This is a genomic window from Devosia yakushimensis (assembly GCF_030159855.1).
In the GTDB taxonomy this organism is placed as follows: Bacteria; Pseudomonadota; Alphaproteobacteria; order Rhizobiales; family Devosiaceae; genus Devosia; species Devosia yakushimensis.
Genome location: NZ_BSNG01000001.1, coordinates 2,534,549 through 2,549,507, shown reverse-complemented (window position 1 = coordinate 2,549,507; position 14,959 = coordinate 2,534,549). Strand labels below are relative to the sequence as shown.

The following is a 14,959-nucleotide window of genomic DNA, read 5'->3' as shown; positions in this document are numbered from 1 at the left end:
CCGGGCCAATCACTTCATGCCGCTCATGGCGATGCCACGAATGATGAAGCGCTGGAAAATGACGAAGAAAATGATGATGGGCAGGATGGAGAGCACCGACATAGCGAACATCTGGCCATATTCGGAAACACTGTCCTGACTGAGGAACATGCGCAGCGCCAAGGGCACTGTGTAATCCTTGATATCGTTGAGATAGACGAGCGGCCCCAGGAAATCCTCCCAGGTCCAGATGAAGGAGAAGATCGCGGCTGTCGTCATCGCGGGCAACGAGAGCGGGAGGATGATCGCCCAATAGATCTTGAAGGGCGAACAGCCATCGATCATCGCGGCCTCGTCCAGTTCGCGCGGCAATTGGCGGAAGAACTGGATCATCAGGAAGATGAAAAAGGCGTCCGATGCGAGGAAACGCGGCACGACCAGCGGCAGATAGGTGTTGACCCAGCCCAGTTGCAGGAAGGTCAGATACTGCGGGATGAGCACGACGTGATAGGGGATCATCAGCGTCATCATCATCAGCGCGAACCAGATAGTCTTGCCGGAAAATTCGAGCCGGGCGAAGGCATAGGCGGCAAAGGAGCACGAGAGCACATTGCCGATGACGCTCAGCACCGTGATGATGCTCGAATTCCAGAAGAAGTTGGTGAAGCTCACGGGCAGGGCGTTCCAGCCCCTCGTGTAATTGTTCCATTGCGGATCGCTCGGGATCAGCGAGAGTTGGCCGAAAATCTCGTTATTGGGCTTGAGCGAACTCGCGATCATCCAGAGCAGCGGGTAGATCATCACGAAACAGGCCGCGATGAGGAAAATGTGCTTGAGGATGGCGGCGCGCCGGTTGCGGCGCGTTTTTTCTGCACGCATCTGCGCGGCGAGAGCGACGGGCGCAGCCAGTTGAGCGGAAGTGGCGTCGGTCATGTCAGCCCCTCTCGTTTTCGTAGTGGACCCAATATTTTGAGGTCCAGAAGGCGATGGCCGTGAACACGGCGATGATGATCAGCAGCACCCAGCCCAGCGCCGAGGCATAGCCCATGCGGAAATAGGAGAAAGCTTCACTGAACAGATAGACCGTGAAGAACAGCAGGCTATCGAGTGGCGCTCCGGTGCCGCCAGAGATGATGAAGGCGCCGGAGAAGGACTTGAAGGCCTCGATCATCTGCAGCACCAGATTGAAGAAGATCACGGGCGCCAGCATGGGCACGGTAATGGCGAAGAATTTGCGCGCCGGGGTTGCAGCGTCGATTTCGGCGGCCTCGTAGAGATCCTGCGGAATGGCGCGGAGCCCTGCCAGGAAAATCAGCATGGGCGAGCCGAACTGCCAGACGGCCAGGACCACCAGCGTATAGAGCGAATAGCTCGGGTCGCTCAACCAATAGGGCCCCTGAATGCCGAAAACCCTGAGCGCCGAATTGATTACTCCGTCGGCATTGAACAATTGCCGCCAAAGGATGGCCACGGCGATCGAACCGCCCAGAATCGAGGGCAGGTAAAACAGCGCGCGATACCAGCCCACAGCGCGGATGCCCTTGTCGAGCACCATGGCAACGATCAGTGCGAAGATCAGCTTGGCCGGCACGGAGAGAAAAACGAAGAGGAATGTCACCTTGAGCGACTGCCAGAAGCGGTAGTCGAACTCGAACATGTATTGATAGTTTTCGAGGCCGATCCATTCAGGCGCGCGCACCGTGTCGTAGTCGGTAAATGAGAGGTAGAGCGATGCCAGGATCGGGAAAATCGAGAGCAGGAAGAAGCCGATCAGCCAGGGCGTGAGGAATACATAGCCCGGCATGCTGCGGCGAAGCCTGGATTGGAACGACATCGCGATCATCCTTTAAAACAAGCATCTGCCCGCCGGGACGCCCGGCGGGCCATGGTTTGGCCTTAGCGGCTACGGCGGCGAATGCCTTCGGCCTCGCGGGCGATCTGGCTGGCGACATCCTGCACGGAACCCTGATCGAGCAGGACGGCCACGGCTACGCGTTCGAACATGGCCTCGATTTCCTGCGCGCCATTGGGCGGCGGGGGCAGCAAGTCCATGGTCTTGCCCTGGATGCCGTCAAAGAAGGCGACCGAGGTGGCCTCGATTTCGGTCAGCTTGGGCTGCAAAGCGGCCCGGACGTCCGAATTGGCCGGAATGCCGCGCTCGAGGCCGAGCACTGCCGTCATATCGGGATCATTGACGAAGGCGCTCATATAGCCGACGGCCGCCTCGGCATCGACGGTGTCGCGGCTGAGGCAGATGAACTGGCTCGGCTGGATGATCGAGCCGGGGATCATCTCTGGTGTATTGGGGAACATGGCGGCGCCGAGCTTGTCCTGGATGAGGTTTTGCACGCCCACCAATTGATTGCTCCAGGCGTAGGACATCGCAGTTTGTCCAGTGACGATGCCCCAGTTGGAGATTTCGGCATTGACCAGGCCAGCCGAGACCTGACCTGGAGGCAGCGAGCCTTCCGTGCGCATATCAGTCCAGATCGCGAAATAATCGGCGATGATTTCCGGCGAAGCGCCGAAATTGCCTTCATCGGTGAAGAGACGTTCGCCGCGCTGGTGCACGTAGTCCGAAAACAGCTGGTAATCGGCCGTGCCGTCATCAGAACCGAAAACGCCGGTTGCGGCCTTTACTTCGGCGGCAATGCGCTTGAGATCATCATACGTCCAGCCGAATGGATCGAATTCAATGCCGGCTTCCTGGAAGAGCCGCGTATTGTAGATCGAGACATGCGAATTGGCGCCGATGGAGAGTGCGTAGAGCTTGCCATCGACGCGGCCAGCTGAAATGGCGCTTTCGTCCATTTTCGAAATGTCGAGGGCGCCGCCAATATAGTCGTCGAGCGGCAGGATAGCGCCGCGATCGATATACTCAAACATCACGCCATAACCCATCTGGATGGCATCGGCCATGTTGCGGCCGGCAATTTGGGTCGTGAGGCGCGTGAAATAATCCGCTGAGCCGAGCGTTTCGCCGGTAACCACAATGCCCGGATTCTTCTCGTTGAAGATGCGGATGACTTCGAATGTGCGCTTGTCCCGCTCGGGATTGCCCCACCAGAAATGGCGGATATTGCGATCCTGAGCAAAAGCGCTCTGACCCAGTGCCGGGAACAGGGCTGTGGACCCGGCAGCGGCAGCCGCTGCGCTGAGAAACCGACGTCTATTCAAGCTCATTCCAATCTCCCTTGAGCTACGTACCTCAGATCGGTGCATTTGGTGCACCCGCCAGTGCCGCTTGCGCTGCGGCAAACTTGCCATTCGCTAGAAGCTGGGTGGCACCAGCCCCGGAGCGCTCGAAACTCTAAAAACGCCGTTCTGCAAAGTCAGAACTTCGTTTGCAGCCGCCCGGAAGGGCAGGCCGCCGGATGATGTATTGACGACTCCGGTGACCGGCTCGACACTCATGCCGATCAAGGATGTGACCTGGCCATCTCGCGTCGTGATCAGCCGCACGCCCTTGGGTGCGTCATAAAGCTGTTCGCCGTTGCGATAGGCCGTCGACCGCTCGCTGGTATTGACCAGCTCGAAGAGATTTCCGTCGATGCGCCGGCTATAGGCCGTTTCGTGGGCGTCGTCGCGGTGATCGATCTGGTAGGGCACAAGGCCGGTAAACCACAGCGTGCCATCTGGACGGGGCAGGATGCCGCAAAGACGCTCGACGAAATCAAGCATGCAGAGGATCGAGGGCGAATAGGTCTCGGTAAATCCGTCTCGGCCCGTAGAGGGATGCACGGTCTGCGAAAATCGGGTGGAACGGCTCAGCGACGACAGGATGGGGTAAAAGACCCAGGTCAACTCAACGTGACGACCGTGATGCTCGAAGGCATGTGGAGCCCTGATCAGCGACAGGAAATTGCTCGGTCCGCACCAGCTGTTGTAATCGAAGGCTGGATCGAACCGCGGGTCATCCAGCGCCAGCGATGTGAACGGATACTTGGCGAAAAACTTGCGCGTGTTGAGCAGATAGCGCTGCAGCGCTTCGGCGAAAAAGGCGTCATCGCCCACTTCACAGGCGAGCACCCGCAACAGCACGTCCGACTGAACTTTGACCAGGCGCCCATTGCGGTCGCGATCGTAAAAGAAGCCATCCTCCGCGTCGTAGCATTGCTCAAAGAGAGCCTTGAGGCTGGTTTCGGCCTTTTCACGCCAGGGCGTGCCATCCTCGCCGAGCTCCTCGGCTATCCGCGCCAGGTAGAAGCGCTGGCAGATGATGTTCGCGGTCAGGTCGGGGGCGATCAGGGGCAGGATGGGATTGTCGGCACGATAGGCAGTTGGGTCATTGCCGGCCGGTGAATCCGGGACATGCCAGAAGCGGGCGGAAAGATCATGGCCGGTATCGAAGGCGCAGAAGGCCTCTACGGCGCCGCTGCCGCGCGTGTCCCGATATTGCGCGATCCAGGCGTCATAGGCCGACATGGCGCGATACATGCGCGTCAGGAAATCCCGATCCTCCCCATTGAGTGCATAGTGGTTCCAGACGCATCGCGCCAACGGGGTGACGAGCTGAATCTGCGAGAAAACCGGTCCGTCGGCCGTTACCTTATAGGGGAGCAGGCCATCTTCGCGCTGGAACTCCGCGAATGAAGCATAGGTCGATTGGCTGACCGACGGAATGAAGCGCGATAGTAGTTCGGCATTGATCGTGCCGGTGCTTTCCAGCCAGCAGCCAAAATAGATGCCGCCTTCCTGTAGGATGGGCGATAGACCTGCCATCGGCTTGATACAGGCAAAAAGCTCACTCGTCGCATCATAGTAGCGCTTCTGCAATGCCCTGTTCGACGTCACAAAAGCCACGCCAGAGGCCGCGAATTCCTGCGTGACGGTCGCGATCTCGGGACGTGCGGAAGCACCGGATAAAATGTCCGGCATTTTGATCCCGCGCAGCTCATCGAGAAGCGTTTCCGCCATCATCCCCACCGGCATTCTTGTATGGTAGATGCATTAAGGGACGTACCTCAGAACTGTCAACACACCGTTTGCTGCAGGATCGTCACACGGCTCCAGCGCGGTGCAGGCCGGCCTTATCTCTAGCCGCCTTCGTTAAGCACCGAAAAGGCCCGGCGGAGCCGGACCTTTGCTGCGCCGCCGACGATCTATTGTGCCGGTGCATCGAGGAAGGCGATGGCTGCTTCGCCAGGTCGTGTATCGGCGAAGATAGTGTAGTGGGTGGCGTTGGGGATGATGGCCAGGCGGTTGGCATTCATGCCCGAGCCGTCCCATAGCGCGTCCTGCAAACCGCCTCCGAGCAGTTCGAAAAAGCTGGCGACGTGGCTGGTGCGTACGGCGTCCCAATCGGCGAACATGAGAAGTGTCGGCGCTTTGATCTGCTTGACCTCGGCGGACCAATCGTAGTCGTTCATCATCATCGCCGTGACCTTCTCGATCAGGACCGGGAAATTGTTCACATCGGGCGCGACAGCCGCGTAAGATTCATAGAGCGGGGTCCCTTTCATGCCTTCGGCCATGTCCGGTGTCATCGAGCGCATGCCCTGCTGGTTATAGTCGTGCCAGCCCGCCCAGGCGTAGGGAGCGGAGACGACGATCAGCTTGTCCACCAGGCCCGGATGCTGGATCGCTACCCGCAGGGCAGTCCCCGCGCCGAGCGAATATCCCATAAGGTCCGCTTTCTCGAAGCCAAGATATTGGATAACGCCGGCGACGTCGTCAGCCATGGCTTCATAGCTCATCGGGCGGTCGAAGGGCAGGGTATGTCCATGCCCCTGCAGGTCGATGGCGATGACCTGATGGCCCTCGGCCAGCAGGGCGACATTGGGACCGAACATGTCGATATTGGCCAATCCGCCATGCAGCAGGACGAGGGGGTCACCCTCACCATAGATGGCGTAATAAACTTCGACGCCGTTGACGGGGGCGTAACCGGATTTCGAGGGGGCGGGCAACATGGTGGCTCCTTGTGCAGCTTGGTCGGATTGTTGGGCGAGCGCAGGCAGCGCCATGAGCGGGGCCAGCGCGGCGGTCAGCGATAGGAAGGTGCGTCTCAGCATTGGGATCTCCTCTTCTTTGCTTTGACGACGAGCGAGCGGGAGGGAAATCGACGCATCCGAAAAAAAATGCCGGTTCCCACTCCTGAATGATCGCTGCTAGTCCAGCGTGAGCGGGTGACAGATCGTGCGTGTTGAGCTAGCGTTCCGGCATGCCAAACCCCTCCTATGCCGCGCTGAAGGTCCGCTTTGCCTGATCCCCGCCTGACCCTGGCCCGCGACGGAATCGCCGCCCGGTCGCTCGAAGGGATCGTTCCGGCTGATCGCTATATCGATACGACCATGCGCCAGACGGTCTTGCCCACGGCCGCCCTGCGCCGTGCGCCATCGGCTGGTGCTGAACAGCTTGATCAATTGCTGTTCGGTGAACTTTTCGAAGTGCTGGACGAGGCGGATGGCTGGGCTTTCGGACAGGCAGTGCGTGACCGCTATGTCGGCTATGTCGAAGCCGGCGCCCTAGGTTCACCGTCCGCGCCGTCGACCCATCGCGTGCGGGCGCTCCGCACCTATGCCTTCAGTGCGCCCAGCATAAAGGCCCCGACAGCCGGGCTCTATTCGATGAACGCGGTGATTGCCGCCGGGGAGCAAGAGGGCCGTTTCGTGAAGACGGTGGCAGGCTGGTTTGTGCAGGAACATCTCGCGCCGATCGACCAAGCGGAGCCAGACTATGTGGCGGTCGCCGAGCAATTCGTCGGCACGCCCTATCAATGGGGTGGGCGCGAGAGCCTGGGGCTCGATTGTTCCGGGCTGGTGCAGCAGGCGCTTTACGCCAGCGGCCGGGCCTGTCCGCGTGATAGCGACCAGCAGGCGGCCATGGGCGCGCCGATCGAAGCGCTGCGCCGCGGCGACCTCGTCTTCTGGCGTGGCCATGTGGCGGTAATGATCAACGAGGCCGACATCATCCACGCCAATAGCTGGCACATGGCGGTGGCCATAGAGCCCTTGGCTGAAGCAGTCGCGCGCATCAAGCGTCTTGGCGGCGGCGAACCCACAGGTTTTCGACGGCTTTGATCCGAGGACGCGCCGTAGCGCGCCCCCTTTGCGTTAGCGCGGACTATTGCGCAACCGGTTCGAGCGCCAGCAGCTGGATCAGGCGGCCCGGATTGGCATTGGAAATCACCGGCGAAACGATGGGATTTTCTGCACTGGCCCAGCCGGTGAAGCGCTTGGTGCTGTACTGGTAGAAGGAAGGGCTATTGTAAACCGGGATAACCGGCATGGCCTCCGCCACCTTGAGCTGGATCGCATCCATGATCGACTTCTGCTCGGCGGGGTCTTTCACCTGGGTATATTTGTTGAGCATTTCGACCACTTTAGGATCGGTCCAACGTTGGGCCGAGGTACGGCTCTTGCCGAAGTCGGCGGGGTTGAACGAGCGAATATAGGGAAAGTATGGATTGGCCGCTGATCCTATCGCATTGAGCGACATCGAGTATTTCGCGCCGATCAGATCGGAGGCCCAGACCGATTCCTCGGGCGTGCTCATCTTCACGTCGAGGCCGGCCTCTTTCAACGTCTCGATGGCGATCTGAGTGGCGTCGATCCAGTCGGTCCAGCCATTGGGGATTTCGATATCGATGCTGATTGGTGTGCCGTCGGGATTGTCGCGGAAACCGTCGCCATTCTTATCGACATAGCCCGACGTTTCGAGCAGAGCCACGCCGGCGTCGAGGTCGAACTTGCCATATTGGCCGAACTGGGTGGCGACTTCAGGATTGCCGAAGGCCTTATAGAATTCGCCCAGCATGGAGGGATCTTCGTTGATCACCGGATAGCCATAGCCGGCAATGTCGATAATGGTCTGCCGGTCGATCAGCATGCTGACCGCGCGGCGGAAATTCACGTCGTTGAAGGCCTTTTTGTTGTTTTCGTCGGGGCTTTCGAGGTTGAGCGTAAAGGCGACCAGGCTCGAGGGCAGGAACCAGTATTTATTGTGTTCGGGGTCCTTGGCGACGAAAGTATTGTCGATGTCCGGAATAAAGCTGGTCGCCCAATCGAGCGTGCCGTCGGCCAATGCCGCCAGCACCTGCGGATTGTCGGCCAACTGGGGCAGCCGCATGCAATCGACCTTGAGGCTTTCCGCGTCCCAATAATTGGGATTGCGGCACTGCTCATAGACCTGGGGGGTGAAGCGGCTGATCTCGGTGAGGGGGCCCGAGCCGACCGGGGTCTCATTGGCGAAAGTGACCGGATCGGCGACATCCTTCCAGATGTGCTCGGGCACGATCGGCATGGCCACGATGGTTGTGGCGATCAGCGAGTTGGGCTGCACGAGGTTAAAGCGGACGGTGTGTTCGTCGACCTTTTCCACCGACTCCATTAGCGGCGCCACCGAGTTGAAATCGAGCGCCGGGAACTTCTTGAGATAGTCGTAGGTGAACACCACGTCGTCGACGGTGAGGGGTTCCCCATCGGACCATTTGAGCCCGTCACGCAGTATGAAGGTGATCGATTTGAGGTCATCCGCCAGCTCGAAGCTCTCCGCCAGGCGATATTCCCACTTGTTGCCCGCCAGCCGGTTGAAGACCGCCAGCGGCTCGTAAATGAAATCCTTGGTCGTTGCGCGGGCAGAGGTCTGATTGAACGGATTGAAATTGCGGACCCAGGTTGTGGTCTGCTCGGAGCTGGCTGTCAGCACCGTCTGCGCGCTGGCCGGCGCCGCCATCGCCAGAACCATAGCGGAGGCCGCCAGGATCATCTTATTCTTCAGCACTGCTTTTCTCCTCCATCTAAGCATCGCTGAGGCGATGCCACTCTCTCGAAGATTTGCGCGACTTGGACGTCTAGACAAGAGCGAGACGGTCTCAATCGGCACTCAAAACGGCCGCGCATGCCTTGGGCAGGTCGTCCAGCGTCAGGGGCGCCGCCGGTGGGCTGGTGCTTGGCTGATAGGGGGCGTCGGTGAACCAATAGTCCAATTCCGCGCCGCACCCGTCGCCAGCCGGTACCGGGTCCTGGTCGACGCAAGACGAGGCGCCTGCCGGACAGGCCAGCCTGACATGGATATGGTCGTCATGACCGTACCACGGGCGGATGTTTCGCAGAAAGCTACGGTCCCGCCACCTGATCTCGCAAAGCGCCCGCTTTATGCCCGGCGCGACGAAGATACGCGCAACACCCGGCAGTTGTGCGGCGCGATAGATCAGCAGCCGCTCGGCTTCGCCGAAACGTGCCGGGTCGACATCGCGCGTACCCTTCCTGAGCACCGAAACCGCGGACAGGTTTTCACGCTCGCCAGCGCTGAGCGTGTAGTTTGGCATCGGCTGCAGCCAGAGATCGACATCAAGGCCGATCTGATGGGAAGCATGTCCGCTTTTCGCTGGACCGCCGCGTGGCTGTCCCATATCGCCCACCAGCAGGCCCGGCCAACCATCCTGCGCCACTAAGCGGGCAAGCGCCTCTATATAGTGCACAAGCTCGGGCGTGCCCCAGCGGCGGTCGCGTGACAGCCGCATGGCCTGCCAACCCGGCCCATCCGTCGGCAATTGCACCGCCCCGGCAATACAGCCCCGGGCATAGCCGCCGATCGGCATCGAAGGCCCGGCGGTCGGGCGGTCCACTGCATCAAAAAGGTCACGCGCCGGCTGCTGCGCAAAGCCGGCCGGGGCCAGCAGGAGCAAGGTAATGAATGTGAAACCCAGCAAGCGAAGAAGCATTATTAGTACCTCGGGGACGGGAATCAGAATGTCATTATAGCCCCGAACTTGTCACAGCGCTGATCACGCTCGCCCTCGCGTTATCGCCGGGCCGGTGTTGCGAATGGGGCCGATTCTGCAATCGGCCATGTCGAAAAAATATGATCGGCCATACCCTTGATAAGCGCATCGCGTGTTCCTAGTTACTGACTACTTGGTCAATAACCCCCTCGCATAGCGCCATGGCACGTCCCAGAACAATCGATCTCGACAGGATCCTCGATGCCGGGGAGCGCGTTGTCATGCGCGATGGCGCATCAAATCTTACCCTCGATGCCGTAGCCGCTGAGGCTGGGATCAGCAAGGGCAGCGTGCTCTATGATTGCAAGAATAAGCATGCCCTGATCAAGGCGATCATCGAACGCAAGATTTCCAACGAAGACAAGAAAATCGACGAAGCCGTCGCTGCTCTGGACGGACAGAAAAACACCGAGATCCGCGGACGCATCGTCGTTGCCGCCGACTGGCTTAAGGAAGAAGCCGAGCCGGTGGCGCTGCAATTGTGTTCAGCGCTTGCCCAGGACGAGGATCTGCAGGGGCTGATCCGGACGAGCTGCGATCGCACGCTGTCTAGAGTTGCCGAAACTTCAGAAAATCCAGGTGCCGCGCTGGTTGCCATGCTCGCGCTTGAGGGGCTGCGCTCTCTCCATCTGATGGGCTTTCACAAGTGGTCGCCGGCGGAATTTGCGGACCTGCTTGCCGAAATCGAACGTGTTGCAACCACGCAGGGTGACGTCACCGCGCCAGACTAAACCCAATCTTTCAAATCTCTCGTTCCGGCTGTCCCACCGCTGCAAGGCGGTTCTGGGTAGGCCCTTCTTTGTCCGTAAAATCTGCTCTGCCCAAAGTTTGGATATCACCATGAATGCAATTAGCTCCCTGGCCAAGGTTGCGACTGTGATCGGCCTGCTCGCTTTCGTTGCGGCCTGCACCGAGTCAAATAGCGCCCCCCAGACCCCCGGCGCGCCGCCACCCATGCCGGTCAGTTTCGTCGAAGTCGCGCCCGAGCAATTGGCCATTACCAACCAATTGCCGGGCCGGATTGCGCCCACGCGCATTGCCCAGGTGCGTCCGCGCGTCTCCGGCATCGTGGTTGAACGCGTCTTTGAGCAGGGCAGTTTCGTCAACGAAGGCGACGTGCTCTATCGCATCGATCCCGTGCCGTTCCAGCTGAAGGTAGAGAGCGCCCAGGCCAGCTACGAGCGTGCCATGGCCGTGCAGTTGCAGGCCAGCCAGCAGGCTACGCGCGCCCTGGCTTCACAGGAGCGCAATATCGGCACCGCTCAGAATGCGGATGCGGCGGAAGCCGCGCTAGCCTCGGCCAATGCCGATGTCGCGCTGGCCGAAGTGGCGGTTGCCGAAGCCAAACTTAATCTCGAATATGCCGAGGTAAAGGCGCCGATTTCGGGCCGGATCGGCGGCGCGCTGATCACCGAAGGCGCGCTCGTCAGCGCCGGTAGCGGAGAGAACCTGGCGATCATCCAGCAGCTCGACCCGGTCTATGCCGACTTCACCCAGCCCTCCAATGAAATGCTGCGGCTGCGCAAGGCCCTGGAAGACGGCCGCCTGGCGAGTCTAGCGCCCGGCGAAGCCAGCGTGACGCTGCTGATGGACGATGACACTACCTATGCCCATGCCGGCCGGTTGCTGTTTTCGGGCGCGGCGGTCGATGCCGGCACCGGACAGGTGACGCTGCGCGCTGAGATTCCCAATCCCGATGATGATCTGCTGCCGGGCATGTATGTGCGCGTGCTGCTTGATCAAGGCGTGGAAAAGGGTGCCTTCGCCGTGCCTCAGCAAGCCATCCAGCGCGATGCGGGCGGCCAGTCCCAGCTCTATGTGATTGGCGCGGACAATGTCGTGGAATTGCGCACCGTCACCATCGGCCGTTCCATTGGGTCGCGTTCAGTGGTCGAAAGCGGCCTCAATAGCGGCGACCGCGTTGTGGTCGAAGGCGTGCAGAAAATCCGTCCGGGTTCGCCCGTTGCCCCTGAACCCTGGACCCCGCCGGCAACGACCGCTGCGGCCCCGGCCACTGAAACTCCTGCAAGCTAAGGTCCTTCTCGCATGGCACAATTCTTCATCGGGCGGCCCATTTTTGCATGGGTCGTCGCCATCTTCATCATGCTTGCGGGTCTTATCGCACTGCCGCAGCTGCCGATTGCCCAATACCCCAATGTGGCGCCGCCGCAGGTCACGATCAGCGCTCTCTATCCGGGCGCTTCGCCCGAGGACATGTATCAAAGCGTGACCCGGCCTATCGAGGAGGAAATGAATGGCGTGGAAGGTGCCATGTATTTCGAATCCACCTCGGATTCCTCGGGTTCGGTGACGGTGACGGTCACCTTCGAGCCAGGCACAGAATCGAGCCAGGCCGCCAATGATGTGCAGAATGCCGTCCGCCGGGTCGAAGCGCGTCTGCCTCAGATCGTCACGCAACAGGGCATCCAGGTGCAGGAGGCCGGCAGCGGCTTTCTGATGATGGTGGGCCTCGTCTCCACCGACGGCTCGCTCGACGTGGTGGGGCTGGGCGATTATCTCAGCCGCAACGTGCTGGGCGAAATCCGTCGCGTTGAAGGCGTCGGCCGGGCGCAACTGTTCGCCTCCCAGCGCGCCATGCGTGTCTGGGTTGATCCCGACAAGATGACCAGCCTCAATCTCAGCACGCAGGAAGTGACGGCCGCCATCCAGGCCCAGAACGCCCAGGTTACGGCAGGACGGATCGGCGCACAGCCAAATCCGATCGGCCAGCAGGTGTCCGCAACCGTTCTGGTCACCGGGCAATTGCGCACGCCCGAAGAATTTGGCGCGATTGTGCTGCGCGCCAATTCCGATGGCTCCTCGGTTCGCCTGCGCGATGTTGCGCGGATCGAAGTTGGGTCCGAGACCTATAATTTCGCGACCCGCATCGATGGCAAGCCAGCGGCGGCCTTGGCCGTGCAATTGTCCCCGTCGGGCAATGCCCTGGCGACTTCGGAAGGGGTTCGCCATCGCATGGAGGAATTGGCGGAGTTTTTCCCGCCAGGGGTTGAATATGTCGTCCCCTACGACACCTCGCCCTTTGTCGAGGTCTCGATCGAAAAGGTGCTGCACACCCTGATCGAGGCCATCGGCCTCGTTTTTGTCGTGATGTTCGTCTTCCTGCAGAATTTCCGCTACACGTTGATCCCGACCCTGGTGGTGCCGGTGGCCCTGTTGGGCACTGTCGGCGTCATGCTGGTGACTGGCTTTTCAATCAACGTGCTGACCATGTTCGCCATGGTGCTGGCGATCGGCATTCTGGTGGATGACGCGATCGTGGTCGTGGAGAATGTCGAGCGCATCATGGCCGAAGAGGGCCTGTCGCCCAAGGATGCGACGCGCAAGGCCATGAAGCAGATTACTGGCGCCATTATCGGCATTACGCTGGTGCTGGCCGCCGTGTTCGTTCCCATGGCTTTCTTTCCCGGCGCGGTCGGGGTGATCTATCAGCAATTCAGCATCACCATGGTGGTGTCGATCCTGATCTCGGGCTTCCTGGCCCTGTCGCTGACGCCGGCCCTGTGCGCCACCTTCCTCAAGCCCATAAAGCCGGGCCATCACGAGAAAAAGGGGCCATTCGGCTGGTTCAATCGCGGGCTGAAAAGCACGACCAATAGCTATTCCAAGGGTGTGGGCTGGCTGGTTAACCGGGCAGGCCGCTTCATGGTGGTCTATCTGGCTCTGCTGGTCGGGCTGGGCTGGGGGCTTATGCAGCTTCCCTCCGACTTCCTGCCCAATGAAGATCAGGGTTTTGTCATCGTCGACATGCAGGCGCCGACGGACGCCAGCAGCAATCGTGCCCGCGAAGTCTCCAATCAGGTGGAGGATATTTTCCGCCAGGAAGAGGCTGTCGAGAGCATGATCGTCGTCAATGGCTTCAGTTTCTCTGGCGCCGGTGACAATGCGGGCCTGGCCTTCATCACTTTCAAGGACTGGAAAGATCGCAACGCCAACAATTCCGCGCAGGCTATTGCCGGCCGGGCCAATGGCGCCCTGTTCCAGCTCAAGGACGCCATTTCCTTTGCGCTGTCGCCTCCGGCTATCCAGGGCCTGGGCACGTCGAACGGCTTCTCCTTCCGGCTGCAGGATCGCGGCGGACTAGGGCAGGCGGCGCTCATGGCGGGCAGCGATCAATTGATGGCCGCGGCGGCGCAAAGCCCCGTTCTGGCAGGTCTGCGCATCGAAGGCATGCCGGCGGCGGCCCAGGTCAATCTCGTGATCGACCGCGAAAAGGCCAATACGCTGGGGGTGAGCTTTGCGGCGATCAATGCGACGATCTCGTCTAATCTGGGCTCGTCCTATGCCAATGACTTCCCCAATGCCGGCCGCATGCAGCGGGTTACCGTGCAGGCCGATCAGGACCAGCGCATGCAAGTCGAAGATCTGCTCAAGCTCAATGTTGCCAATAGTTCGGGCAGCATGGTGCCGTTGTCGTCCTTTGCGACGGCGGAGTGGCAGCGCGGCTCCTCCCAGGTGGTTGGCTATAACGGCTATCCGGCCGTCCGCATCGGTGGCTCGGCAGCTCCTGGCTATTCCTCGGGCGATGCTATCGCCGAAATGGAACGCCTGGTGGGCGAGTTGCCCAATGGCTTTGGCTATGAATGGACCGGCCAGTCGCTGGAAGAAATCCAGTCGGGTTCGCAGGCACCGATGCTGGTTGGGCTGATCGTCATCTTCGTATTCCTGCTTTTGGCAGCGCTTTACGAAAGCTGGTCGATCCCGCTCTCGGTCATGCTCGTCGTGCCCTTGGGCGTCCTGGGATCGGTGATCGCGGTTTACATGCGCGACATGCCCAACGACGTCTATTTCAAGGTCGGGCTGATCACGATCATCGGCTTGTCGGCGAAAAACGCCATCCTGATCATCGAGTTCGCCAAGGATCTGCTGGCACAGGGCGTGCCCTTGCTGCAGGCGACGATCGAAGCCGCCAAGCTGCGGTTCCGGCCCATTCTGATGACGTCACTGGCCTTTACCCTGGGCGTGGTGCCGCTGGCCATCGCCACTGGCGCCAGCGCCGCCAGCCAGAACGCTATCGGTACTGCGGTGATGGGCGGCATGATCTCGGCAACCGTGCTCAGCGTCTTGTTCGTCCCGATCTTCTTCGTCTTCGTGATGCGGATTTTCGGCGGCGGCAAAAAGAAGGACGCTGCAAAGATAGATGAAACGGCAGCGCTGCCCGCTCCGGCGGAGTGAGGCTGGCATCGGCAAATGCGGGGGCGGTGGAAGCCGTTCCCGCATTACCCCTCCAACGCA

The 14,959-nt window shown here is 60.4% G+C and carries 11 protein-coding genes; 4 read left to right on the top strand and 7 right to left on the bottom strand.

From position 1 onward, the window contains the following. Nucleotides 1–9: 9 nt before the first annotated feature. The 5 genes from QQL79_RS12355 to QQL79_RS12335 all read right to left on the bottom strand — a co-directional run bounded on the left by QQL79_RS12355 (nucleotide 10) and on the right by QQL79_RS12335 (nucleotide 5,993). Complete coding sequence (locus QQL79_RS12355) at nucleotides 10–912, bottom strand: carbohydrate ABC transporter permease (RefSeq protein ID WP_284391218.1); 903 nt, start codon at nucleotides 910–912, stop codon at nucleotides 10–12. 1 nt (nucleotide 913) lies between these two features. Next, nucleotides 914–1,813, bottom strand: coding sequence for a carbohydrate ABC transporter permease (locus QQL79_RS12350; protein WP_284391216.1), 900 nt, complete (start codon nucleotides 1,811–1,813; stop codon nucleotides 914–916). 62 nt (nucleotides 1,814–1,875) lie between these two features. Next, nucleotides 1,876–3,162 (bottom strand): ABC transporter substrate-binding protein, encoded by a 1,287-nt coding sequence (locus tag QQL79_RS12345; protein ID WP_284391214.1) that lies wholly within the window; start codon nucleotides 3,160–3,162, stop codon nucleotides 1,876–1,878. 87 nt (nucleotides 3,163–3,249) lie between these two features. Continuing rightward, nucleotides 3,250–4,857: an MGH1-like glycoside hydrolase domain-containing protein gene (locus tag QQL79_RS12340; RefSeq protein WP_284391212.1), complete on the bottom strand. Its 1,608-nt coding sequence runs from the start codon at nucleotides 4,855–4,857 to the stop codon at nucleotides 3,250–3,252. A gap of 224 nt (nucleotides 4,858–5,081) precedes the next feature. Beyond that, nucleotides 5,082–5,993, bottom strand: a complete 912-nt coding sequence (locus QQL79_RS12335) for an alpha/beta fold hydrolase (protein ID WP_284391210.1) — start codon at nucleotides 5,991–5,993, stop codon at nucleotides 5,082–5,084. 186 nt (nucleotides 5,994–6,179) lie between these two features. Here QQL79_RS12335 and QQL79_RS12330 point away from each other — a divergent pair, with 186 nt between their 5' ends. After that, the gene (locus QQL79_RS12330) at nucleotides 6,180–7,001 is read left to right on the top strand and encodes a C40 family peptidase (protein ID WP_284391207.1); all 822 of its coding nucleotides are present in this window, start codon (nucleotides 6,180–6,182) and stop codon (nucleotides 6,999–7,001) included. Between the two features lie 43 nt (nucleotides 7,002–7,044). Here the strand turns inward: QQL79_RS12330 and QQL79_RS12325 are convergent, their stop codons facing one another. Next, nucleotides 7,045–8,727 carry an ABC transporter substrate-binding protein gene (locus QQL79_RS12325; RefSeq protein WP_440588466.1) on the bottom strand — a complete coding sequence of 561 codons (1,683 nt, stop codon included), beginning with the start codon at nucleotides 8,725–8,727 and terminating at the stop codon, nucleotides 7,045–7,047. A 67-nt stretch (nucleotides 8,728–8,794) separates the two neighbouring features. Next, nucleotides 8,795–9,646 (bottom strand): penicillin-insensitive murein endopeptidase, encoded by an 852-nt coding sequence (gene mepA / locus QQL79_RS12320; protein ID WP_284391206.1) that lies wholly within the window; start codon nucleotides 9,644–9,646, stop codon nucleotides 8,795–8,797. Nucleotides 9,647–9,867: 221 nt separating this feature from the next. Between mepA and QQL79_RS12315 the strand changes: the two genes are divergently transcribed. From QQL79_RS12315 to QQL79_RS12305, 3 genes are all read left to right on the top strand, one after another. Next, a complete protein-coding gene (locus QQL79_RS12315) occupies nucleotides 9,868–10,437 on the top strand; it encodes a TetR/AcrR family transcriptional regulator (protein WP_284391204.1) in 570 nt (189 codons plus the stop codon). 109 nt (nucleotides 10,438–10,546) lie between these two features. Further along, nucleotides 10,547–11,740, top strand: coding sequence for an efflux RND transporter periplasmic adaptor subunit (locus QQL79_RS12310; RefSeq protein ID WP_284391202.1), 1,194 nt, complete (start codon nucleotides 10,547–10,549; stop codon nucleotides 11,738–11,740). Between the two features lie 12 nt (nucleotides 11,741–11,752). Continuing rightward, entirely contained in the window at nucleotides 11,753–14,899 is a 3,147-nt protein-coding gene (locus tag QQL79_RS12305; RefSeq protein ID WP_284391199.1) for a multidrug efflux RND transporter permease subunit, read from the top strand. The last annotated feature ends 60 nt before the right edge of the window (nucleotides 14,900–14,959 follow it).

Excerpts from the sequence above, each read along its gene's own strand:
- QQL79_RS12355 (WP_284391218.1), bottom strand. The coding sequence starts at position 912 with ATGACCGACGCCACTTCCGCTCAACTGGCTGCGCCCGTCGCTCTCGCC.
- QQL79_RS12350 (WP_284391216.1), bottom strand. The coding sequence starts at position 1,813 with ATGTCGTTCCAATCCAGGCTTCGCCGCAGCATGCCGGGCTATGTATTC.
- QQL79_RS12345 (WP_284391214.1), bottom strand. The coding sequence starts at position 3,162 with ATGAGCTTGAATAGACGTCGGTTTCTCAGCGCAGCGGCTGCCGCTGCC.
- QQL79_RS12340 (WP_284391212.1), bottom strand. The coding sequence starts at position 4,857 with ATGCCGGACATTTTATCCGGTGCTTCCGCACGTCCCGAGATCGCGACC.
- QQL79_RS12335 (WP_284391210.1), bottom strand. The coding sequence starts at position 5,993 with ATGCTGAGACGCACCTTCCTATCGCTGACCGCCGCGCTGGCCCCGCTC.
- QQL79_RS12325 (WP_440588466.1), bottom strand. The coding sequence starts at position 8,727 with ATGCTTAGATGGAGGAGAAAAGCAGTGCTGAAGAATAAGATGATCCTG.
- mepA (WP_284391206.1), bottom strand. The coding sequence starts at position 9,646 with ATGCTTCTTCGCTTGCTGGGTTTCACATTCATTACCTTGCTCCTGCTG.
- QQL79_RS12315 (WP_284391204.1), top strand. The coding sequence starts at position 9,868 with ATGGCACGTCCCAGAACAATCGATCTCGACAGGATCCTCGATGCCGGG.
- QQL79_RS12310 (WP_284391202.1), top strand. The coding sequence starts at position 10,547 with ATGAATGCAATTAGCTCCCTGGCCAAGGTTGCGACTGTGATCGGCCTG.
- QQL79_RS12305 (WP_284391199.1), top strand. The coding sequence starts at position 11,753 with ATGGCACAATTCTTCATCGGGCGGCCCATTTTTGCATGGGTCGTCGCC.